Source organism: Roseovarius sp. MMSF_3298 (assembly GCF_030733705.1).
Lineage (GTDB): Bacteria > Pseudomonadota > Alphaproteobacteria > Rhodobacterales > Rhodobacteraceae > Roseovarius > Roseovarius confluentis.
Genome location: NZ_JASHIN010000007.1, coordinates 24063 through 45750, shown reverse-complemented (window position 1 = coordinate 45750; position 21688 = coordinate 24063). Strand labels below are relative to the sequence as shown.

Genomic DNA, 21688 nt, shown 5'->3' with positions numbered 1-21688 from the left:
TCTGGTCCGGATTCTTCTTCAGACGGATCCGATGGTCATGCCTCCGCAGACGTAAAGGACCTGTCCGGTCACGAACCCCGCCCTCTCCGAACAGAAGAACGACACGGCGTCGGCCACGTCCTCGGGGGTTCCGGTGCGTTTCATGGGCACCGTCGCGATGATCTTTTCGGTGCGCGGGTCGCCCGGAGGGTTCACCTTGTTGAACAGCTCGGTGGCGATGGGGCCGGGGCCGAGCGCGTTGACAGTGATGCCGTGCTGGCCCAGTTCGAGCGCCCATGTCTTGGTCATGCCGTGCAGACCGGCCTTGGTGGCCGAATAGGCAGTGCGCAGCTCCTTGCCCAGCGCAACGCGGCTCGAGATGTTGACGACCCGGCCCAGCCGTGCCTCCTTCATCGATGGCAGGGCGGCCTGCAGGCATACGAGAGGCGCGCGCAAGTTGACCGCAGCCACCTTGTCGAGGGAATAGGGATCGGTCGAGGCGACATCCGCAGGTTCTACGATGCCGGCATTGTTCACCAACCGCGTCACGCGCCGCCCGTCGCAGAATTTCTCCAGCGCGGTGCGGGTGGCCTCGACATCCGACAGGTCGAGTTCGAGCACCTCGTCGGCGTGGTCATGCTCAGGCGCGATGCGGTCCACGACGGCGATGCGCAGCCCGTCGGCCTTGAGCCGCTCTGCAATCGCCGCGCCGATGCCGCGCGCGCCGCCGGTGACGATAGCGAAGTCGCTCATGCGTCGTCCTCGAACGGCATGGCCTTGTCGATTGTTTCCCAGATGAAGCGACCGGAGGGTTTCTGCTGCTCTTCGGCGATATGCGCCACGAGGCCCGCGGCGCGGGAGATGATGGCGAAACCGCGCATCAGTTCCACGGGGATGTCCATGTCGCCCAGAAGCGCGGCGGTGGCGCCGGTGGCGTTGATGGTGATGTGGCGGTCGAACTCGGCGTCGACGGCGGCGGACAGGGTTTTCAGCGCGCGCAGGTAGCGCGGGTTTTCGGATGCGGTCTCGCCGATCTCCAGCAGCTTCAACGCGCGGGGATCATCCGGGCGGTGAAGGTGGTGACCGAAGCCGGGCAGGTGAGCCTTGCGGGCGCGGTGTTCGCGCACAATTTCGGACGCGCGGGTGGCCTGTGCGTCGGCGTCGAGATCGACCAGTTCCGAGAGCAGGCGGGCGTTGTTCTCGATTGTGCCGACAAACTGGCTGCCGACGGCCAGAAGCCCCGCCGCGACGGCGCCCTGCAGATTTTCGGGCGCGGACATGTAGATCGACCGGGTGGTGATGGCGCTGGGGGTCAGCCCGTGTTCCATCATCACGATCAGGATCGCGTTCATCACGCGTTTCTGGCTGGGGCTGACCGGGCGGTTCAGGATGTGCTGCATCATCACGGTGACGAAATCGCTGTCATCGGTCAGCAGTTCGTCCACCAAGTTGCTGTTGCGATAGAAAATCTCGGTGTCGGTGTAACGGCACAGGGATGTCGTGGGCGCTGGTTTGGACATGGGTCAGCCTTTCTGAAATGCGTCGGCGTGCGCGGTGGCGTGCTCTTCCGCAAGTTGGTTTTTCTGAAGCTTGCCGATTGCGTTGCGCGGCAGGCTGTCACGGAAATTGACGGATTTGGGCGTCTGGACGGGGCCGAGACGCTCGCGGATGAAGGCGATGATCTCGTCTCCGGTGACGGCCTTGGCATCCCGCACCTGAACGGCCGCATGAACCGCCTCGCCCCACTTGTCGTCAGGCACGCCGTAGACGGCGCAGTCAATGATCTCGGGGTGTTCGCCCATGACGGTTTCCACATCCGCCGGGTAGACATTGAAGCCGCCGGTGATGATCATCTCCTTGGCGCGGCCCCGGATGAAGAGATAGCCGTCCTCGTCCTTCTGGCCGAGGTCGCCGGTGTGGAGCCAGCCATCGGCCAGCGTCTTCGCGGTGACCTCCGGCTGGTCCCAGTAGCCGGTCATCAGAAGGTCGCCGCGAATGACGATCTCGCCGGTTTCGCCCACGGGCAAGATCTTGCCCGCGTCGTTCATGATCTCAACCCGGCTGAGAAAGGTCTCGCGGCCGACCGAGGCGCGCTTGGCCGGGTTCTTGAGTTCCTCGGCCGAGATCATCGTGGCGATCTGGGGCGCCTCCGTCTGGCCATAGGTCGAGGCAAGGCAGGGGCCGAATATTTCCTGCGCGCGGCCGATCGCGTCGGGGCGCATTGGGCCTGCGCCGTAGATCAGGTTCTTGAGGTGCGCGTAATCGGCGTCGCGGACGTTTTCGAGCTCCATCAGCATGTAAAGCACGGTGGGCGGCACGAAGGTCGTGGTGATCCGGGCGTTCTGCAGGAAGTCCAGCGTCTGCTCGGGGCGGGGCCGGTCGAGCAGCACGAGCGTGCCGCCGGTTGCCAGCGTCGGCAGGATATAGGTCGAGGTGCCGTGGGTGATGGGCGCGGCGGCGAGGTAGCGCTGGCCCTCGCCCAGCGACCAGGCGGCGACCTGCGTGGCGATGTTGGTGTTCCAGGCGCGGTAGGGCTGCATCACGCCCTTGGGCAGGCCGGTGGTGCCACCGGTGAACTTGATCGCCTGCGTTGCCGAGAGAGGCAGGTCGGCCTCTGCCGGGGTCTGGCCGGCATGGTCGCGGCAGAGCGCACCCGTGGTGCCATCGCCGCCCTCGGGATCGGAATATAGGAACATGGCCTCGGCACCGGCGAGTTTCGCTGCCGTGTCCTTCTGGACGATGACGATGCTTGTGCGAGTGAAGGAAACGGCGCGGACCAGTTCGGCTGCGGCGTTCATCGGTTGCAACGGCACCCAGATCTTGCCCGCGGCCAGAACGGCCAACCAGCAGACGAGGTGGTCGATCGTGTTGTAGCTGCAAATGCCGACACGGCTGCCGAACTCGGGATCGAGCTTTTGCAACCCGGTTGCCAGCGCCTGCACGCGGGCGTGCAGATTCCGATAGCTGAGCTGCTCGTTGCCGTGTTCGATGGCGATGTGATCGGGCCAGAGCTTGGCTGCGCGGTTGAAGAAGTGGATGGGATACATGCTTGGTCTGCCTTAAGTCTTGAAACCCACGCGCTCGATGGCACGCTTCATTACAGCTACGATTTCCTTGCGATGCTTGGGGCCGAGATGGGACTTCAGTGCCGCGACCGATATCGCTGCCCTGAGCTGTCCCGTCTGGTCGAAGACTGCCACCGCGATGGCCCCGACATCTGGGATGATAATTGATCCGTTGATCAGCCAGCGGTGTTCGCGCCAGTGCTGCACCATGCGCCTCACTTCGGCCGCGTTGAGCTCGCCATAGCGGCTGAAGGTGTCGCTGCTGGCGGCGATCAGCCGGTCGCACTGTTTTTCTGGCAGGGCGGCGAGGATCGCGGCGCTGCCGGCACCCACGCCAAGCGGACGCCGGGCCCCGACGCGCAAGGTGTTGGCACAGAGCGCATAGGTATCACCCGACGCGTCGATGCAGAGCGCCTCGTCGTTGAAGGGTACGGAGAGAAAGGTGGTCTCGCCCGTAACGGTCGCGATCTCGTTCAATGCCGGACGTAACTCCATGCGAACGGGGTCAAACTGGCGCGGGGAGCCGGGGGCGCCGGCGAGATTGAAGATGCCGATGCCCAGCGTGTAAATCTTGGAGTAGGGGTCGAAGCTCAGAAGTCCGCCGTCCACGAGCCCTTGCAGAAGCCTGCGCGCCGTCGCCGTCGTCAGGTTCGCCTTCCGTGCCACCGCCGACAGGGTGACGCCGCTCTCGTTGCGTTCCGCTACGATGGGCAACAGGCGGATCGCCTTGGCAAGCGAGGTCTCCGCGACGCGGTCCGGCTTGTGACCCGCAGTTTGGCCCGTGTCTTGTTCGGTATCCTGGCCCGTTCCAGTCAATTGTGTCTCCCTCCCAGAAGATCCCGTCGTGAGACAGGGAATCTGCTGGGAATTTCGTGATGTCACACCTCGCTGTCGAGTCAAATTTGATCGATATATGAAATTTTCTTTTCAACATGCGAAATAAAAAAGTGCAGGTTGTTGATTAAAATATGTTTTGCGTATTTAATTTTTTTAAACCTGCTCAAACGGAAGACGATGGTCATTCATTTGGGGTTTGTTACAACTTGTCTGCTAGACCCCTGCCAGAGGCGCAGTTTCCGCGGGTGGATTGCCAAGGGCTTTGTCCGGCATTGCCAACTTATTTGCATCCGCCCGAATGCGGTCTGACCTGCGCCCGTCAGGCGGTCATTTCGAGTGTGTAGGCGCTCCAAAGATCGAGGGCATCATCTCTGGCGTGGCGATAGGATTTGGCGGTGAGACGATAGCGGCGGGGACGGAAGATCGTGTTGATCTGGTCATGTGCGGCCAGAAATCTCTGCGCCTGTCCCGGCGACTTGAAACGCCCCATAAGTTTCTCTCGCTTTCAGGTCGGCCGATGGGATCCTTCGATCCGGTTGTTCAAGCCCTTGTGCGCCCGATGATCAGCGTTCGCCGCAAGGTTGCAGATCGGCCTGATGTAACTGCGCAGCTTGTCGGTGATCACGACTCGTGGCGCGCCATGCCGGTCGATCAGCCGCTTCAGGAACCGGCTGGCGGCCTTCGCATTACGTTGCTTTTGTACGAGAATGTCGAGCACGTTCCCATTCGCGTCGACTGCCCGCCAGAGCCAGAATTTCACGCCATAGATCGGAACAACGACTTCATCCAAGTGCCATTTGTCACTGGTGCTCGGCCTGTCGCGCTTGATACAATCAGCGAAATGGCGGCCAAACCGGTTCACCCAGTTCCGCACGGTTTCCCGGCTGACCATCACGCCGCGTTCGGCCAGCAGATCCTCGACATCCGCCGTGCTGAGCGCAAAACGATGATACGCCCAGACTGCATAGGCGACGATCTCCCGTGGAAAACGGTGGCCTTTCAGGCCAGGCATCGTGCACGGTATTTTCATCCCGGTTGCCTATGCGAAAGCCGGTGGGCAAACAAGTTGGCAATGCCAGCACCTCTGCTTGCAGGTAAGGCGATTTAGTTTCTTTAGATTTTTCGGCGTTCGGCGAGGGCTTCTGCGCAGGCCTTGCCGAACGCAATCTCCACCGCAGAAAAAGGTGGGGCCTTGCGCAGAAAGTTAATCGTGCCGATTACCTGGTTTCCGGCAATTACAGGTACGTTCAGAACGGCGTTGAGACCGAGGCCGAGGATCTTTGCGTGGTCGTCAAATGCCCACGCGATGTCATCGGCGCCGAAACCGCAGTTTGTTTGCTTCTCGATCAGAACCTTTTGGCCCCATGCGCTTTGTCGCTTGGGTTTGCGCCCGCTGATCGGATAGGCGTTGGGCATGGTGGAATAGACACGTTCGACCTCCATCGTTTCCCGGTGAAAACGCATCGCGGTGAACAAGGCGTTTGGAATTGCCGCGTCGCAATGCGCGAGAGCTTCTTCAAGCGTCAGGGCGGGCGAGGAGAGGTGCGAAAAGTCAGTCATTTCATAATCCCTTGAGAGGATCTAGCCGGATACGGTTTTGCTCGTGGCCGCGCTACCTGCGCGGCGCGGGTCGGCTACGGCTTGAACGCCGTTGTCGTCGCGCAGCGCAAGGCAGATGCCGCCGGCGATCCATGTGGCGGCCGGCCATGCCTCGAGGTCGTGGCCACGTGCCTTCAAATCGGAGACCTGATCAGGGTGAATATCGGATTCGTAGAGCACTTTGTTAGGATGCACATCATGCGGAGCAAAGCTGCCGGGAAAGGAATAGGTGGCGACACGTGGCGCACGGACCGCGTCTGCCGGGGATAGCCCGCCGTCCAGGAGATGTAGCAGGACCTGTGCCGTCGCCTGAACCTGCACATCGCCGCCGGGCGTGCCGAGCGCCAGCCACGGCGTGCCCTCCTTCAGCGCAAGGATTGGGTTGGGGGTCAGGCGCGGTCTCTTGCCTGGGGCAAGGGCATTGAGATGGCCGGGGATACTTCGCGATTGCGATCCTCGGGACGACACCGAAAGGCCGGTCCCGGGGACGACCACCGTATCGTAGCTTGGATCGCTGGGAGTGGCCGAGAAGATGTTTCCGGAACCGTCGATCACGCTGATATGCGTCGTATCGGCACAGCCAACACGGAAGGGAGCGTCGTCGGCGTCGCCGTTTCGAAGCGGCAGGCGGCCGGGCGCCGGTAACGGATCCGACTGATCGGAGATGCCGCCCAGCCGTTCGGCCAGAAAGTCAGGATCGAGGAGGGCCTCGGGCCGGATCGTCATATGGTCGGGGTCGGTGACATAGGCTTCTCTGTCCGCAAAGACCCGCTTGAGCACTTCCAGCAGGAAATGCACATTCAACATGCCATCACGACGCGCTGCATCCAGCCCTGCCGCCTCGATCATGGCGAGAGTTTCAGCCATAGAAATGCCCTGGCACCAGGCTCCACAGCAATGGATTTCCGCGCCTCGGAAAAGAACCGGTATGGACACTTCATTCCGCACTTCGTAGCCGGCCAGGTCGGCCGCGGTCAGCAGGCCGCCGTTTGCCGCGTGAAACGCGACGATTCGCTCTGCCACAGGCCCCTGGTAAAAAGCAGCGCGCGCGGCGGCGAGGCCTGCGCGACGGTCCCCGGGGCAGGCGGCTTCGGCGTCCAGCATCTGTTGCAGGGTCCAGGCGAGATCACGCTGGAAAAATGTATCCCCGGCCAAGGGCGGCTTTCCGTCCGGCAAGAATATCTCGGCAGTGGAAGGAAAACGCGCATATTTTTCCCGGCGCGTGGCGATGAAATCGGCCAGAAGAGGATAGACCTTGAAGCCTTCTTCAGCTGCCGTAAGTGCCTCTGCCGCGACGTCGGCCAGGCGCAGGGTCCCCTTTTCCGACAGTGCCTTGATCCAGCTTGCCGGGGCGGCGGGGATAACCGTGCGAAGAATACCTTCGGGCACGTGCTCGCCGTGATCGCGGTGCATCTGGTGAACATCCGCTGCGGCAGGCCAGCCACCGACCCCATCTTGCGCTGTCACCTCTCCGGTTGCCGCGTCGTACATGATGATCGGTGCTACACCCGCAACCGATACGAGGTCTGGCTGTACCACGCCGAGGGTCAGTCCGGCGGCCACGCCGGCATCCACTGCGTTGCCGCCGGCACGTAAGACCCGCACCGCTGCCTTGGTCCCCAAAGGGTGTCCGGTGGCGACTGCCCAATCATTCATCATCTTTTCCTGGACTCGTAATTTTAATAATTAACTCACCCTAACCCTTTAACTACGTAGTTGACTAGCCCTCGACGATAATATTAGCGTTGTAATATGAGCGCGAAACCAGACAACCTGCCCCTTGGCCCCTTGCTTGGCCACTGGAAGGCGTCCGAGGCGAAATTGGTCAAGTACCAGCGTCTGACAGAGGCATTCGCAGCTTGCATTCGCGCTGGAGATTATCGCCCTGGGGGGCGTCTTCCAAACGAGACGGAAATTTGCGCGGCGTTGCCGGTAGGCCTGTCGACTGTCCAGAAGGCCCTGGCGCAAATGGTAGAAGAGGGGCTGGTGGTCCGTCGCCGCAAGTTGGGCAGCTTTATCGCTGAAGCCAGCAACCAGGTGCCAGAGGTCCATATCTATCGCTTCCGGGATCCGGCGACGGGTGAAGAGATGATGCCTTATACGCGCGTGCTGCGCGTGTCGCGGGTGCAGACCGAAACCTACGGTAAGTTGCTGGCGGAGTTCGACGCCGAAGAAGTTATCCGAATTGACCGGCTGGTCTGGGTAGAGGGCGAGCGGCCAGCCTTCAGCGCATTTTACCTGCCTGTAGAGTATCACAAGGGCATGCCCGACGAGAAAACCGAAACTCTGCACGGAGCATCCTACCACCGAATCTTGTGGGAAACCTACGGCGTCCGCATCGCACATGTGCGCCACGCGGCCTCTGCCGAGCTGCTTTCGGGAATGGCCTGCGAGCATCTCGACCTTGCCGCGCCTCACGTCGGAATGCTTTGGGACGCACACGAATTCAACCGCGACAATCGATTGCAGATTGTCCAGCGGTTTGAACTGCCGCGCGGGCACAGGCCCATGGAATTGGCAGAACGCAAGTCGGTCCTGTGACCAGATGAATGTATCACAACAGTGGAGGTTGAATAATGAGAAAGATACTGACTATGGGCGCTGCGTTGTCGTTGCTTGCAGCCCCCGCCTTGGCGGAATGGAATCCCGATGGCCCGATCCGTCTGTGGATCGGTTATGGTGCGGGTGGCGGTACAGATGTACAGGGCCGTACCCTTGCCAAGGAGATTGAGGCTCTGCGGGGATGGAAAGTCCTGCCGGAGAACAAGGCAGGTGAGGATGGCACCGTGATGTCTGCTCAGCTCAAGGGCGAAGAGCCTGACGGCCAGACGCTGGGTTTTGCAATAACCACGACCTACGACTTCGCGCCGATGAACAGTGACAACCTGTCGCCTGAAGATTTCACCTACGTCACGACGACTGCAGGGTCGCAGATGGCTGTGCTGGCGCGTGCAGAGAGTGGCTGGGAAACCCTGGACGATCTAAAGGCTGCGGCAGATGCAGGCGAAGAACTTGTATGGGCCAACTGGGGTACGCAGGTAGAAGCAGGCGCCGAAATCGTCGCGCGTGCGTTGGATATCAATGTGAATCATCTTCGCACAAAGGGTGGTCGCGGTGCGCTTAACGCACTGGTTTCCATGGATGCAAATGTCGGCTGGGGCGGTGGCGTGCAGAAGCCTCTGGTCGAAGCCGGCGAGCTGAATATTCTGGCTTCAGCCGAGACTTCGCCGGTTGCGCTGGCCCCGGAAAAACCCACCCTGCAGGATGTGGGCATCGATCTGAACCTCGGCTACCAGTACATCATCACAGGGCCGGCCGGCATGCCGGATGAAATCCGGGATGAGATCGCCGCCGTGGTCGCCGAGATTCTCAACAACCCGGACAGCGAAACCCGCCAGTTCATCGAAAAGCAGTATCCGCCGGCACCGATCCTGACCAGCGGTGACGAACTGCGCTCGCAGGTGATGACCACCTACGAAGCCAACGTCAACATGATGGAAGCGCTCGCCGAGTGACCGGGACTCCTGTGGAAAACGAGGCTCGAGAAGGGCAGGGCGGGAGCTGGAATCTCTGGCTTGGGCTTGGAGTACTGGGCTTTGTCGCCCTGTGCCTGACGGTCTGGTTTCCTCAGGATATCGGTAGCGGTTTCATGCAAAAAAACCTGACCGGGCGCACCGTTCCAGGCGATGCATTCTTTCCGGTTCTGCTGGTGGGGCTCATGGTCCCACTGGCAATTCTACTTGTATTTTCTCAACTGCGCCCGCGTCCGGGCGCGAGCGGTGAACCTGTCGGACACGTTGGTGCCGGCAATCTGGTTTTCCTGATACAGGTCATCCTGCTGACAGGCATGTCGATCGTGTTGATGAACCTTACCGGGCCCGCGGTCGTCTGGTTGACCAACAAGGCAGGACTGACAGCCTTCAGCGGATACCGGGCCGCATCGGCTACGTTTCCCTTCAATGTATCAGGGTTCGTCGCTGGTGGTTTCCTTCTAATCTGCGGCTTCATCCGGCTGACCTGTCGTCGGCTGAGCTTGCTCCATGTGCTGGTGGCCCTTGGGGTCGTGCTTATGCTTGTCCTGGTGTTCGACATTCTTCTGGAAAACGTCCACCTGCCGCCGAATGCCGATCTATAGGGCGCCTACAGAATGGATCTCGTTTTTCAGTACATACAGCTGGGTATCACCTCGGTTTTCGAAGGGCCGGAAGGTGGGCTGACCCTGCTGCCAGTGTTCATGGTGTTGATCGGGGTGCTGACCGGCGTTCTGATCGGGGCAATTCCAGGCATGTCAGGTCCTTTCGCCATGGCGATTGCGTTGCCGATCCTGGTGTCCATTTTCGGTTACGGGAATGATGCGCTATACCCTGTTCTGGGCTGCCTGTTGGGTATCATGAAAGGCGCGACCGTTGGTGGGGCGGTGCCGGCGATACTGTTCCGCACGCCGGGGACACCCGATGCCTTCCTGACCACGCTGGATGGCTATCCGATGGCGGCCAAGGGGCATGCGCGAAAGGCGATCCAGACCGCACATTTCTCGTCGGTTCTGGGCGACAACTTTTCCGACCTCGCGCTGTTCATTGCTGCGCCGGCCATCGCGCTGACGGTCGAACGCATTCTCGGTCTGCCGGAAAAATCTGCGCTGATAATTCTGTCGCTGTGTTTCATGGCCGCCGTAGTGGGAAAGGCCCCGTTGAAGGGGCTGCTGGGCGGATTGCTGGGCATGTTCGTTTCACTGATCGGGTCCGCAATGTCGGGCAACGGACCGCGCCTGACCATGGGAATGCCGGAGTTGGGCAACGGCCTGCCGCTGACCTCCGCGGTGCTGGGGGTGCTGGTGATCTCGGAGGTGCTGGTTTCAATGGAGGACATTCGTAACAACTGCGACGACGCGTCTTCAAGCGACGGTAAGCGCCCTGAGATGGGGCCGCGCCTGACATGGGTGGAGCGGACTGCGATGCTGCCGGGCATCCTGCGTGGGGCGTCCATCGGGACGCTGATCGGCTCACTGCCCGGTATTGGCACGACCACCGCTGCAACCCTCAGCTATGACAGCGCCAAACGTGCATCGAAGACGCCAGAAGCCTTCGGTACCGGCGTGCCGGCCGGCGTGGTGGCCACGGAATCGGCCAACTCGGCCGTGTCGGGGGCGAATCTCATCCCGGTCATGAGTCTGGGTATCCCGGGCAACTCGGCGGCGGTCTTCATCATCCTGGCGGTGGAGACGATTGGCGATTTCGCATTCGGTCCGCAGGTCTTCCAGTTCACGCCAATCCGCGAGATCGAGGGATTCGACACGATCCTGAACGCCGGCCTGGTCACGGCATTCGGCATCTTCACGATGATGATGATTGCCAATTTCTGGAACTGGACCTTCGGCGCGATGCTGATGGGTGTACTGGGCCATCTTGCGAAGATCCCCAAGTCGGTGATGCTGCCGGTTATCCTTATGGTGTCGCTTACCGCCGCCTACACGCAGGATGGCGGGTATCTCGGGCTGCTGACGGCATCGGTCTTTGCGCTGATCGGCTACGTGCTGCGGCGGCTGGACGTGTCGATCCTGCCCTTCGTGATCGGGTTCTTGCTGGCGCCGACGCTGGAGGTGCTGGTGCGCGGCGCCTTCACCGCGTCGGGGGGCGACCCGTTTTTCCTGCTGAAATCCCCAATCGCTCTGGTGATGCTGGCGTTGTCTGTCTTCCTGCTGGGACGCATGGTGGTTCAGGCGCGCAAGACCTAACGCCTTCGACATGTCTGCGGCGTGGCCGGGTGTCGGCAACGGTTGCGGGCGTATGGTGGGTCAGTCGCAATCGTCGTCGGGTCTGCCGACTTCGCGCAGGGTCTCGGAGAGGCGCGACAGTACTCCACCGCGGGTCGAATGAGGACTTTGCACGATGCCCAACCGTCGGTGGATGGGTGGATGGCCGAACGGGAACCAGCCCAGAGAGGCGGTGACCGCGTTGTGCATTACCGCGTGAGGAACCACCGCAAAGCCTAGCCCCGCCTGCACGCAGCCAATGACGGAGGTCATTGTGTTGACCGACACGATCTGCTCGGGCTCGACGCCGAGGCGGGCAATTTCCGTGTCGACCTGACGGGCCAGCGGGACCTGGGTGCGGTATCGGATGTAGGGAATGTTGCTTACGACCTCTTCTAGCGACCGGCTGTGCGTGCCCGGCGGAGTAATGACCACCAGCATCTCGCTAACGACCTCTGTCCAATAGAGGCTGGGCGGCACCGCCACATGCTCGGCCACGAGCGCCGCGTCGAGCTGGCCGGATGCGACCTCGTTCATCAGTTCTTCCGACATGCCGATGCGCAGTCGGTAGGTCAGGTCGGGGTAGATCGGGCGCAAGGCTGCAAGCGCGCGCGGCAGGATCGACTGCGCCCCGGTACGCAAGGACCCGATGGCCAGTGTGCCACGCACCGCGCCACCGGCCGGGGTTCGGGCATCGTGCACAAGCTGTAGCACTGCGCGGGCGGTACGGACCACTTCGGCGCCCTTGGCCGTTAGTTTGGGAGGGCGGCGCGAACGGTCGAAGATTGGCGCGCCAATTTCCTCCTCCAACCCGGCGACCTGCTGGCTGACCGCAGAGGCTGTCAGATGGACTGCACGCGCGGCGGCGGCAAACCCCCCATGTTTTACGATGGCCAGCAAGGTTTCGAATTGTCGAGTATCCATGATGGCTAAGTTAAGAAAAATCGCTCTTAAAGGCAAAAACTTCGCGCTTTGCGCAGGTATTACTTGTGCTATTTCGGTAAGCAAGGGAAATGCCCTACTTTCGGGGCACAACAGGAATACACCGGATGAGTTTGACAACTCGCTTCTCGCCCTTCACGACACCGGCCCCATTGCCGCCCGACGACGTATCCGAAAAGCGGTTGCGTCTGCTCCGTGGCCTGGCCGACATGCCGAGAAACCTGATCGGACCGGTGGTCACAACCCGCTGCACCATCGGCTCCTTCTTGCTAAACTTTCGTTCAACGAGCCTGCCGGGCAGCGAAGTCGCAGGGGAAGGGCCGACTTCACACCGCGCGCGATCACTCATGTGCTGCATTCGTTTGTCCTGGGCATGATCCGTATGTCTCTTGTACAAGCCAATCAGCGCCGGGTGCTGACGACTTAAGGCGACCCGAGAATGTTCCTATCGTATAAAGCCAGCCTGCTGCTACGGATCGCTGCAACTCTGAAGGTTGTCTGGATCATCGGCAACCTTCCCAAACAACGAAATTAAAGAAAGAGGTCCTTCGATGCAGTTGCGTCATGATCCCGTCTATCCGTCCCGTCGCTCGCCTGTCCTGGCGAACAACATGGTTGCCACGTCGCAGCCGCTAGCCACGCAGGCCGGGCTGACCATCCTGCAACAGGGCGGCAATGCGGTGGATGCTGCCATCGCCACGGCAGCCGTTCTGTCTGTTGTGGAACCTACGGGCAATGGCCTCGGCTCCGATGCTTTCTGCATCTTGTGGGACGGCAAGCAGCTGCATGGGCTTAACGCTTCGGGACGTGCGCCCGCCGCATGGTCGCCCGAACGATTTCCCAATGGCATGCCTCAACAGGGATGGGATTCGGTGACAGTACCGGGTGCGATTGACGCCTGGGTCACACTCTCGGAACGGTTCGGCAGACTGGGGCTGGCGTCTGTCCTGTTGCCGGCGATCCGCTATGCAGATGAAGGATTCCCGGTTTCGCCTGTCATCGCTTTCTTGTGGGAAAAGGGCTCGCAACTTTTGGGCAAACAGCCCGGATTTGCTGAAACCTTCATGCCCGATGGCCGTGCTCCACACGCGGGCGAAAGGTTTCGCAATCCCGGCGCCGCACGCACGCTGCGCCTGATCGCGGAGACCAAGGGCCGCGCCTTTTACGAGGGTGAAATCGCGGAGGAAATCATCGCCTTCGCCAAGGCACACGGAGGCGCGATGACAGCCGAGGACTTGGCTGGTCACACGTCCGACTGGTGCGGTACGATCTCGCAAGGCTTTGAGGATTGCGAATTGCACGAGATCCCGCCCAATGGGCAGGGGATTGCAGCCTTGATGGCCCTGGGCATGTTGCAAAACACACCGATCCGCGAGCACGGGGCCGACGATGTCGCGGCGGTTCACCTGCAACTCGAAGCGCTCAAACTGGCCTATGCCGATTTGGATGCCTACGTCGCCGATCGCGTCCACATGACGGAGGTGGATGAAACGGCCTTGCTGGATGAGGATTACCTGAAATCCCGCGCGGCGCTCATTGATCCGGCGAAGGCGCAGAATTTCGGAGCGGGGGCACCGAAACGAGGAGGAACCGTTTTGATGAGCACTGCGGATTCATCCGGCATGATGGTCAGCTTCATCCAGTCGAATTATGCCGGGTTCGGTTCCGGTGTTGTCGTGCCCGGCACCGGTGTTTCGTTGCAGAATCGTGGGGCCGGTTTCACCACTCAGGCTGGTCACCAGAACCAGGTCGCCGGGGGCAAGCGCCCATTCCATACGATCATTCCCGGCTTCGCCATGAAAAATGGCGCACCTTTGATGTCCTTTGGAATGATGGGCGGCCCGATCCAGGCGCAGGGTCATGTGCAATTGTTGTTGAGAACGCAGCTGTGGGACCAGAATGTTCAAGTCGCCGCAGACGCACCGCGCTGGCGGTTCATCTCGGGTCTTGACGTGGCTTGTGAACCAACGATGGCGAAAGCGACCTTGGCAGGCTTGCGCGATTTGGGTCATCGGATAACGGTGGAAGACCCCGACAACGCCTTCGGTTTCGGAGGGGCCCAGTTGATACATCGGACGGATTCCGGTGACTATGTCGGAGGGTCTGACCCGCGCAAGGACGGGCTGGCAGCCGGTTTCTAGATTTGATCTATTTGATTAGCAAAACGCGCAAGGCTATTGCATAGGCACCTTACGATCCCAAGGGTTCCGTTGCAATAATCGTCGAGATCTCCGACAGATCACTGGTTCAAACTGTGGAATGAACGATGGCAAGTAGCAATCCATTCAAGCGAAACAGGTTCCCCCGCGAGATCAACTTGCTGCCAACGGTCTATGCCTCGACGAGGTTTGTGGGAACGTTCCGACAGGCAGGGTTCATGAAACTAAACAATTACAATACGCTTTAAATGGAAATCGTTCGAGACGTTGAACCAACCAGCGGAGGGCTAACATGAGTAAGCTGCTGTCCTATGGCTCAGAAAACGAAAAATAGATTTCGGCGATCAATCACCGCCCACCACAGGGTAACGTGTCTAGCCCCGAATGACTGGGCCATTTCTTCGTAGAGTCTCGGGCACCGGCGGTCGCATATTTAGGGCCTGGTGTGGGCGGGTATGATTGTACTGTTTGAGCCAGCCATTGATGACGATCTGGGCCTGTCTGGTGGTGGCGAACCACTCCGCGTTCAGGACCTCGCGACGCAGGGTGCCGTTGAAGCGCTCGTTGTATCCGTTTTCCCAGGGTGAGCCGGGGTAGATCCTGATGGGCTCCACGCCGACGCGTTGGAGCCAGGTCTGGAAGACCTCGGAGGTGAACTCCGGCCCGTTGTCACTTCGCAAGTGCTCCGGTTTGCCGTGGCGCAGGAAGAGCCCGTAGAGGACCTCCAGTACGTCGCCGGCGGTCATCCTGGTTCGCACTTCTACGGCCACCGCCTGGCGGGTGTACTCGTCCAGCACAGTCAGCATCTTGTAGGGGCGGCCTTTGCTCAGCCTGTCGTGGACGAAGTCGATGCTCCAGACATGGTTGGGATGCGTCGGCCGAAGCCGGATGATTGAGCTGTCGTGGTGGTAGAGACGCTTGCGCTTCTTGTGGCGCTGAGGTTGCTGCAGCCCTTCCTCGCTCCAGAGGCGCTCCACCTTCTTATGATTCACCCGCCAGCCTTCAATCCGCAGCAGTTCGGCGACCTTGCGATAACCATTGCGGCCATAGCTCTTGGCAAGGCGGATCATTGCCAATCGCAGGTCGTCGTCGTTCCTGGGAACGGCTTGATACTGCATCGAGCTGCGGGCGAGGCCAATCACATGGCAGGTTCGACGCTCCGATGTCGCGAGCTTCTGGCGCGTGTGGATGACAGCCTGACGAAGCTGCTCCGTCGTCAGGCCCTCGGCTTTAGGTGGTTCAGGCTTTCCTTCAGAATCAGCTTGTCCAGCTCGAGCTCTGCTACGATCTTCTTCAGCCGGGCGCTCTCCTTCTCAAGGCTACGCAGCTCCGACAGCTGTGAACGCGCCATCCCGCCAAACCGTCGGCGCCAATTGTAGTACGTCGCGTGGCTTACGCCGACGGCGCGGCATGCCGACTGTACATCGCCGCCTTCCGCCAGCATCGAGACCGAGATCCTTGTGCCCAGAAGCGCAACGCCGATACGTGGGACTGACTTTGCAGTGAAGGATCTTCCCGTGCCGGTCGGAGAGTTAGGTTCGGCGAGAAAATTCAGCGAAAGACCGATTAAAAGCGCCATCAGCATGGCGGGAACGCCGTTGTGCTCGGCTAGGAATTGCGCGGCCAAGGCCACTAGGACAGACACAGCCAAACCAGGTGTGCAGGCACGAATTCTGACCTCGACACCAGCAGGCTCTGTGTTCCGGCGCCATTTGTGCAATTTCTTGATCAACATTTCAGAGTTTCGTATTGGTCGCGGCCCACGTGTTTTCCGGCTCGACACCACCGATCCGTTGTGTGGCTCGCAAAGCGGTCTCCAAGACTTTCGATGACCATTTGCCAACCTCCTCAGCTGGCATTTTTCCCGGCGGGCCCCACAACGTAAGCGCTAATTGAACTTGCGACTGGGCGTCGAAAATCGGTGCTTGGGCAAAATGGAACTCGTGATCCACCGACGCGTCCAAAGTTTCGGGATTGTAGTGTTCCAGCGTTGCCGCAATGCGCCTGCACAGTTCGGCGGCGGAGATCTGAGGGTCTCCTACTGACCTGAAGTAGGCAGCTTGCTCCCATGCCAAACTGCGGTTGTGTCCCAGTCCCAAAGCATAGCCACGCCGTCTTATGTTTGAGATAGAATTCATCGCGGCGTTGCGCTCTGTACTGCCGTCGGTTCCGGAATTGTTCAACCACGCATCCTTCAACGCTCCATCGCCCCAGCTGGCAAACACACCCCCGATTGGTGGAATGAAAGGCAGGTATTGACCGACACGAGTAGGAAAATCAACTGTACGTGACCGCCCATATGACCCGATTAGGACGACTTCGTTCTCGACAAGCGCCACTGCGGAAACCTCTGTGCCCAGTTCTTGCGCCAACGCTTCCGGCAGGTCTCGGATACGGTCCAAAAGCTGGACCTTTTCCATCAATGCGGACCCTCCGTTCACGAGAGACTGAGACGTAAACGTACCAAAGCCTCCCCGATAAAACAGCAAAGGCGTACCGGGTGCACTGGCAGCAAGATCTTCTACTTCGCAGATAACGATTTCGTGGTCGCCCTCGTCATGGACGGTTTCACGCTTGCAATGGATATACGCCAACGACCCGACGATCATGGGATTGCCCCAATCAGACTCTGAATAGGCGATCCCGTCGAATTTGTCTGGGCTCTTGGATGCGAGCGCGCGACATACGTCTTCCTGATTGGATCCCAGCACGTTGATGCAATAGCGTTCGCAACGCGCCAGCTTTGACCAGGAAGACGATGATTTACCTGGCAAAAACGACACCAAAGGCGGGTCAAGCGAGACCGATACGAAACTCCCAAGTATCATCCCGATGGGCTGCCCCGAGTCGCCCACGCCGGTTACGGCGACGACGCCCGTTGGGAAAAGCCCCAGAACATCGCGGAACAGGCTGGTCGTTATAGATTGTTTGGACTGCGTCATTCTTGACCTCACTCGATAGGACTTTGGGCTGACCCGCGAACGCTAATCTGGTCTGGCATCAATCGGCACGTTCCACGGCTTCGATCTTCAGGCCAAAACCGCCAAGGCCCACGTAGTTCACTTGGCGCTCGGTGATGAGCTTGATGCGGCAGACCTTCAGGCTATTCAATATTTGGGCACCAAGCCCGACCTCGAGCCATTGACTCTGCCTCTGTTCTTCGGATTTCGGCATATCGCTATCGAGCGAAGCCAAAGGTACCCCGCAGGATCCTTCGCGTAGGTAGATCAGCACCCCGCATCCCTCCGCGGCCATTTTTTGCAGGCTACGATGTACGATGCTGTCAGAGACGATGACGTCCGTCACAACGGACGAACGATGGATGCGAACCGGAACCGGTTTATCCCCCTTGATGTCGCCAAGGACAAAAGCGAAATGCCTGATAGAGTCAAACGGCGTGGAAAAGGCGTATCCCGTCATCGGACCAACAACGGTTTCGCACTGGAAAGCCTCGGAACGCGTAATGAGAACCTCGCGCTCTCGCCTCCAGCAAATCATCTCTTCTACGCTGATGACCGGAATTTCGTGAAGCTCGGCGAACTTGTAGATCTGCCTACCTTTCATCACCGTGCCGTCGTCGTTAGCCAGTTCACAGATCACACCGACGGGTGGTTGCTTTGCCAATCTGCACAAGTCGACCGCCGCTTCGGTATGCCCCGAGCGCATGAGAACCCCCCCATCGCGCGCAATCAGTGGGAAAACATGGCCGGGTCGAACGAAATCGGCAGACCCCATGTTCGGGTTGGCAAGCCCCCGGATGGTATTGCTACGCTGTTCGGCGGATATTCCGGTCGTGAGACCATGGGTTATATCGACCGAAACCGTGAATGCCGTTGCAAGTGGCGCGTCATTCTGTGCGACCATCGGCGCGAGTTGAAGGCGGCGTGCCTCGGCAGCCGACAATGGCGCACAGACAATGCCGCAACTGTGGCGAATGATAAATGCCATCGCCTCAGGCGTGCAATGGCTCCCCGCCATCACCAGGTCACCTTCCGCCTCGCGGTCGGCATCATCGATGACGATGACCATCCCGCCGTTTGCAATTCTCTCTATTGCTGCCTCTACATTGCTCATCTTCCGCTTGCCTCCAGATAGTGGGCAATGCGGTCCTTCAGCCCGGGCTCTGCAAGCGAACGGACCATGTCGGCAAGATCCGCGTCTCCACTATCCTGTCCGGTTAGCGCGACCATCCGCTCGGCTGCGCCAGTCGGAAACGTGACCGGCAACAATGACAATTCTTCAACCGTCGCTTCAAGATCTTCCGGTTCAACAAGATGTGTCAGCAGCCCGCACTCCAAGGCCTCTTGTGCCTCAAGCACCCGATTCTCAAACAGGATTTGCCTTGCTTTTCCAGTCCCGACAATTTCAACAAGGTGGCGCGTGCCAAGAGCGACACCAAACCCAAAACCTGGGAAACGGAACTTCGCGGCAGGCGTGCCGACCCGCCAGACGCAGGCAATCGCGAGATCGGCACCGGCACCATATGCCGCGCCTTCGATGACGGCTATCGACGCGACGGGACCCCGGCGCAGCTTTTGCAACAGCGTTTCGATCCTGACAAAGCGCAGCAGAATATCGCCCTCGGTCTGCTCTTGGGCTTCAACAAGGTCGAAACCCGCACAAAACGCACGATGGGCAGAGCGGAATTGTACCAGTTTCTGCTTCCGGGTCGCCTGCTGCGCTTCGGCCAACTTATCGAGACAAAGGGTCAAGCGATTAACCAGCTCCGCGTTCAGAGCGTTGGCCCGCTCAACACGCTGCAACGTGAAAGTCTCCAAATCCGTGTCTTCATTTGCACCAACAGACAGTATGTCGGCATTGCCGCCCGTCATGCCTGCCACTCCGTCATCACTTCTTGGTCATGCTCTCCCAAGGCAGGCGGGCGTCGTCGTATCGAATATTCGAACCCCGTCAGACCCACGGGAAACCCGACGGTGGAGACATCCGCGCCGTTGGGCATCTCGGTCTTCGTGATCCAGCCTGTACCCGACACGTGGGGATCACTCAGCACTTCCCGGAAGTCGTTGATCGGCGCGCAGGGAATACCCTTTGCATCGAACTCGGCCAGCCATTCGCTGGCTGACCGGGTGTAGAATACCGGCTGCAGGATTGCTGATAGCTGGTCCTGGTTCTCGGCGCGCAGCGACTGGGTCAGGAAACGCGGATCTTCTGCAAGCTCGGGCATGTCGACCACGAGACACGTTTCCCGCCATAGCTTGTCGTTGCCTGCGGCAATGGTGAACGGTCGGTCGGCCGACTCGTAGCCTTGGTAAGGGGCGTTGCGCGGGTGCTTCGACCCCATTCTTGCGGGCGGTATCCCGGTACCGAAGAACTGACTGGTCTGCAGTGCGGAAATGCCCAGCAATGAACCCAGAAGCGAGCAGTCGACATGTGCACCTTCCCCACTTGCCCGGGCCTGCTGGATCGCGGCCAGGCTGACGAAAGCCGCATAGAGACCGGCAGCGAAATCGCCGACCGGAACGCCGCACTTGACCGGTGCACCATCCTGCTCACCTGTAACGCTCATCAGGCCGCTCATGGCCTGTACGGTGACATCGAAGGCGCCCTTGCCCGCGTAAGGACCATCCTGCCCGTATCCAGTGATCGAACAATACACCAACCGGGGATTTATCGCCTTGCAATCCTCATAGCCGAAACCACTTCGCCCAAGCGCGCCGGGGCGAAAATTCTCGATCAGCACATCCGCCTTGGCAATAAGACGGCGGAGGCGGTCGGCGTCCTCTTTCTTCTTGATATCGATCGTCACCGAACGCTTGTTCCGGTTCAAAGACGTGAAATTCCCGCTGAACGACCCACCGTCCTCCATTTCATGAATCGGCGGCCAGCTTCGCATCCCATCGCCCCCGTCCGGCCTTTCGATCTTGACGACGTCGGCGCCAAGATCGGCAAACAAGCTGCCGGTAAACGGCCCGGCGGCGATTTGGGCGAATTCCAATACACGCAGGCCTTCCAGCGGACCAGTGGTGTTGCTTCGTGTGGGCGTCATGATTTTTTGCGGCTCCTGAATAAGGCACAAGACTTTGGGAGGGATGCGACTAGATGCGAAGGCCGGCCTGTTTCATCAACGGCATCACGCGATCGCCGAAGAACTGCAGATCGTTGATGTAGTCGTAGAAATTCACCTGGACGCCGTCGCATCCCGCTTCGTTGAGACGTTTGAAGCCGTCAACCACCTGCTCGGGCGTCCCGACGATGTGGACATTGCCGCCGACGACCCACTGGTCCCGGCTGGCCCCTTTCCAGGAGGATTGGTCCCCTCCCATGAAAGTCGCGTAGAAATTATCCGCAGCGACGGAATCCTGTTGCGCCAGGATCTGGTCGTATTGCTCCCTCGCTTCGCGTTCGGTTTCCCGGCAGATGACATGCGGGTTGATGACCGTTCTGATATCGCTCCCCGCCTCGCGTGCAAGATCCTTGATGCGACGGTTGTGATCCGGCAGGACCTCCACGGCCGCATCGAGATCCGCTCCGGCAGGGCTGGTTACAAAGATGAGGTCCGAGTTCCGGACAGCGTATTCCAGGCCAGCTTTCGATGAAGATGCGTTTACAAGCAAACACCGGCCATTCACCGGTTTGGGCGAGACGAAGGCGTTCTTGGATTGCCAGAACTTGCCGTCAAACGTCACCTCTTCGGAGTCCGTCCAAAGGCGGCGCATGAGCGTCACGAACTCTTCGGCCATCACATAGCGCTGGTCGTGTTCGACAAGACCCAGCCCGAACATCTCGACTTCAGATTTTTTGTATCCGGTGACCATGTTCAAACCCCACCGGCCATTGCTCATCTGGTCGATGGTCGCACCGAACTTCGCAAGGTGCAGGGGGTGCCATCCATAAAGGATATGCACGGTCGAAACCAGCATGATCCTTTTGGTCAACGCCGCAAGTCCAGCGGTTACGAGCAACGGATCGTTGGCATCCTCGCGAAAGCGCATTTCGCCGCCATAACCGCCTTTGCCGAGCCACTGGGCCAAGCCAAAAACGAGATCGAATCCCATTTCTTCCGCCATCACGGTACAACGGGCGTTGTAATCAAAACTTGGGTTTGTATCGCGCGGTGCAAGAGACGGGCTCCAGGCACCGGACTGCAGTGGCAGGAACAGCCCCAGAAGCAACGGATTCCTTTTCGCCTCCTCCAGCGCGGGTATGGTCATCGGTACTTCGGACATGGCTGTTGTCTCCTCCCATGCAAAACAAGTTTCAGGAAACCAGTTGGGCACCACGGCATCCGAAGGCCTCGCAAAGCGACTCCGGGAGCGGTTGCTCAATCAACGTCCGTCGATTGGTTTCCGTGCGCCACCAAGGTCTCTTCCCAGCCGTCGGCAGCTCACATGAAA

Annotated in this window: 20 protein-coding genes and 1 pseudogene; 6 read left to right on the top strand and 15 right to left on the bottom strand. The window is 59.9% G+C overall.

What is annotated here, in order from left to right; all coding sequences use genetic code 11:
* Positions 1-18 precede the first annotated feature (18 nt).
* The 7 genes and pseudogenes from RBB18_RS08310 to RBB18_RS08280 all read right to left on the bottom strand — a co-directional run bounded on the left by RBB18_RS08310 (position 19) and on the right by RBB18_RS08280 (position 7136).
* Positions 19-732 (bottom strand): SDR family NAD(P)-dependent oxidoreductase, encoded by a 714-nt coding sequence (locus RBB18_RS08310; protein ID WP_274592725.1) that lies wholly within the window; start codon positions 730-732, stop codon positions 19-21.
* Positions 729-1499: a citryl-CoA lyase gene (locus RBB18_RS08305; protein WP_103763668.1), complete on the bottom strand. Its 771-nt coding sequence runs from the start codon at positions 1497-1499 to the stop codon at positions 729-731. Before RBB18_RS08305 ends, RBB18_RS08310 begins: the two co-directional genes overlap by 4 nt.
* Positions 1500-1502: 3 nt before the next feature.
* Positions 1503-3026 carry a class I adenylate-forming enzyme family protein gene (locus tag RBB18_RS08300; RefSeq protein ID WP_306112028.1) on the bottom strand — a complete coding sequence of 508 codons (1524 nt, stop codon included), beginning with the start codon at positions 3024-3026 and terminating at the stop codon, positions 1503-1505.
* 12 nt (positions 3027-3038) lie between these two features.
* The gene (locus RBB18_RS08295) at positions 3039-3860 is read right to left on the bottom strand and encodes an IclR family transcriptional regulator (protein WP_103763670.1); all 822 of its coding nucleotides are present in this window, start codon (positions 3858-3860) and stop codon (positions 3039-3041) included.
* Positions 3861-4200: 340 nt separating this feature from the next.
* Positions 4201-4911 (bottom strand): annotated as a pseudogene (locus RBB18_RS08290) (IS6 family transposase).
* An 83-nt stretch (positions 4912-4994) separates the two neighbouring features.
* The gene (locus RBB18_RS08285) at positions 4995-5441 is read right to left on the bottom strand and encodes a GAF domain-containing protein (RefSeq protein WP_103763671.1); all 447 of its coding nucleotides are present in this window, start codon (positions 5439-5441) and stop codon (positions 4995-4997) included.
* A 21-nt stretch (positions 5442-5462) separates the two neighbouring features.
* Positions 5463-7136 (bottom strand): gamma-glutamyltransferase family protein, encoded by a 1674-nt coding sequence (locus RBB18_RS08280; protein WP_306112027.1) that lies wholly within the window; start codon positions 7134-7136, stop codon positions 5463-5465.
* Between the two features lie 96 nt (positions 7137-7232).
* Between RBB18_RS08280 and RBB18_RS08275 the strand changes: the two genes are divergently transcribed.
* The 4 genes from RBB18_RS08275 to RBB18_RS08260 are packed head-to-tail and all read left to right on the top strand — an operon-like array spanning position 7233 to position 11214.
* Entirely contained in the window at positions 7233-8021 is a 789-nt protein-coding gene (locus RBB18_RS08275; RefSeq protein WP_306112026.1) for a GntR family transcriptional regulator, read from the top strand.
* A gap of 35 nt (positions 8022-8056) precedes the next feature.
* Complete coding sequence (locus tag RBB18_RS08270; protein ID WP_306112025.1) at positions 8057-8995, top strand: tripartite tricarboxylate transporter substrate binding protein; 939 nt, start codon at positions 8057-8059, stop codon at positions 8993-8995.
* 11 nt (positions 8996-9006) lie between these two features.
* Entirely contained in the window at positions 9007-9615 is a 609-nt protein-coding gene (locus tag RBB18_RS08265; protein ID WP_245890496.1) for a hypothetical protein, read from the top strand.
* 12 nt (positions 9616-9627) lie between these two features.
* Complete coding sequence (locus tag RBB18_RS08260) at positions 9628-11214, top strand: tripartite tricarboxylate transporter permease (protein ID WP_103763676.1); 1587 nt, start codon at positions 9628-9630, stop codon at positions 11212-11214.
* Between the two features lie 60 nt (positions 11215-11274).
* Here the strand turns inward: RBB18_RS08260 and RBB18_RS08255 are convergent, their stop codons facing one another.
* A complete protein-coding gene (locus RBB18_RS08255; protein WP_103763677.1) occupies positions 11275-12156 on the bottom strand; it encodes a LysR family transcriptional regulator in 882 nt (293 codons plus the stop codon).
* A gap of 1 nt (position 12157) precedes the next feature.
* Here RBB18_RS08255 and RBB18_RS08250 point away from each other — a divergent pair, with 1 nt between their 5' ends.
* Entirely contained in the window at positions 12158-12601 is a 444-nt protein-coding gene (locus RBB18_RS08250) for a hypothetical protein (RefSeq protein WP_306112024.1), read from the top strand.
* 124 nt (positions 12602-12725) lie between these two features.
* On the top strand, positions 12726-14315 hold the full coding sequence (locus RBB18_RS08245; RefSeq protein ID WP_306112023.1) for a gamma-glutamyltransferase family protein: 1590 nt from the start codon (positions 12726-12728) through the stop codon (positions 14313-14315).
* A gap of 392 nt (positions 14316-14707) precedes the next feature.
* On the opposite strand, the gene RBB18_RS08240 is transcribed toward RBB18_RS08245, so the two are convergent.
* The 7 genes from RBB18_RS08240 to RBB18_RS08210 are packed head-to-tail and all read right to left on the bottom strand — an operon-like array spanning position 14708 to position 21520.
* A complete protein-coding gene (locus RBB18_RS08240) occupies positions 14708-15523 on the bottom strand; it encodes an IS3 family transposase (protein WP_306112034.1) in 816 nt (271 codons plus the stop codon).
* Positions 15524-15549: 26 nt separating this feature from the next.
* Positions 15550-16068 (bottom strand): putative sulfate exporter family transporter, encoded by a 519-nt coding sequence (locus RBB18_RS08235; protein WP_306112022.1) that lies wholly within the window; start codon positions 16066-16068, stop codon positions 15550-15552.
* A gap of 1 nt (position 16069) precedes the next feature.
* A complete protein-coding gene (locus RBB18_RS08230; RefSeq protein ID WP_103764467.1) occupies positions 16070-17275 on the bottom strand; it encodes a flavin reductase in 1206 nt (401 codons plus the stop codon).
* Between the two features lie 58 nt (positions 17276-17333).
* Positions 17334-18407, bottom strand: a complete 1074-nt coding sequence (gene ribB, locus RBB18_RS08225) for a 3,4-dihydroxy-2-butanone-4-phosphate synthase (protein WP_103764466.1) — start codon at positions 18405-18407, stop codon at positions 17334-17336.
* Entirely contained in the window at positions 18404-19165 is a 762-nt protein-coding gene (locus RBB18_RS08220) for an enoyl-CoA hydratase/isomerase family protein (RefSeq protein ID WP_306112021.1), read from the bottom strand. The genes ribB and RBB18_RS08220 overlap by 4 nt, the downstream gene beginning before the upstream one ends.
* Positions 19162-20340, bottom strand: coding sequence for a CaiB/BaiF CoA-transferase family protein (locus RBB18_RS08215; RefSeq protein WP_306112020.1), 1179 nt, complete (start codon positions 20338-20340; stop codon positions 19162-19164). The genes RBB18_RS08220 and RBB18_RS08215 overlap by 4 nt, the downstream gene beginning before the upstream one ends.
* Before the next feature lie 49 nt (positions 20341-20389).
* A complete protein-coding gene (locus RBB18_RS08210) occupies positions 20390-21520 on the bottom strand; it encodes an LLM class flavin-dependent oxidoreductase (RefSeq protein WP_103764463.1) in 1131 nt (376 codons plus the stop codon).
* Between the last annotated feature and the right edge of the window lie 168 nt (positions 21521-21688).

Coding starts and splice junctions, on each gene's coding strand:
- RBB18_RS08310 (WP_274592725.1), bottom strand. CDS start 732: ATGAGCGACTTCGCTATCGTCACCGGCGGCGCGCGCGGCATCGGCGCG.
- RBB18_RS08235 (WP_306112022.1), bottom strand. CDS start 16,068: ATGTTGATCAAGAAATTGCACAAATGGCGCCGGAACACAGAGCCTGCT.
- RBB18_RS08285 (WP_103763671.1), bottom strand. CDS start 5,441: ATGACTGACTTTTCGCACCTCTCCTCGCCCGCCCTGACGCTTGAAGAA.
- RBB18_RS08260 (WP_103763676.1), top strand. CDS start 9,628: ATGGATCTCGTTTTTCAGTACATACAGCTGGGTATCACCTCGGTTTTC.
- RBB18_RS08220 (WP_306112021.1), bottom strand. CDS start 19,165: ATGACGGGCGGCAATGCCGACATACTGTCTGTTGGTGCAAATGAAGAC.
- RBB18_RS08210 (WP_103764463.1), bottom strand. CDS start 21,520: ATGTCCGAAGTACCGATGACCATACCCGCGCTGGAGGAGGCGAAAAGG.
- RBB18_RS08245 (WP_306112023.1), top strand. CDS start 12,726: ATGCAGTTGCGTCATGATCCCGTCTATCCGTCCCGTCGCTCGCCTGTC.
- RBB18_RS08255 (WP_103763677.1), bottom strand. CDS start 12,156: ATGGATACTCGACAATTCGAAACCTTGCTGGCCATCGTAAAACATGGG.
- RBB18_RS08250 (WP_306112024.1), top strand. CDS start 12,158: ATGGCTAAGTTAAGAAAAATCGCTCTTAAAGGCAAAAACTTCGCGCTT.
- RBB18_RS08300 (WP_306112028.1), bottom strand. CDS start 3,026: ATGTATCCCATCCACTTCTTCAACCGCGCAGCCAAGCTCTGGCCCGAT.
- RBB18_RS08270 (WP_306112025.1), top strand. CDS start 8,057: ATGAGAAAGATACTGACTATGGGCGCTGCGTTGTCGTTGCTTGCAGCC.
- RBB18_RS08305 (WP_103763668.1), bottom strand. CDS start 1,499: ATGTCCAAACCAGCGCCCACGACATCCCTGTGCCGTTACACCGACACC.
- RBB18_RS08230 (WP_103764467.1), bottom strand. CDS start 17,275: ATGACGCAGTCCAAACAATCTATAACGACCAGCCTGTTCCGCGATGTT.
- ribB (WP_103764466.1), bottom strand. CDS start 18,407: ATGAGCAATGTAGAGGCAGCAATAGAGAGAATTGCAAACGGCGGGATG.
- RBB18_RS08280 (WP_306112027.1), bottom strand. CDS start 7,136: ATGAATGATTGGGCAGTCGCCACCGGACACCCTTTGGGGACCAAGGCA.
- RBB18_RS08215 (WP_306112020.1), bottom strand. CDS start 20,340: ATGACGCCCACACGAAGCAACACCACTGGTCCGCTGGAAGGCCTGCGT.
- RBB18_RS08275 (WP_306112026.1), top strand. CDS start 7,233: ATGAGCGCGAAACCAGACAACCTGCCCCTTGGCCCCTTGCTTGGCCAC.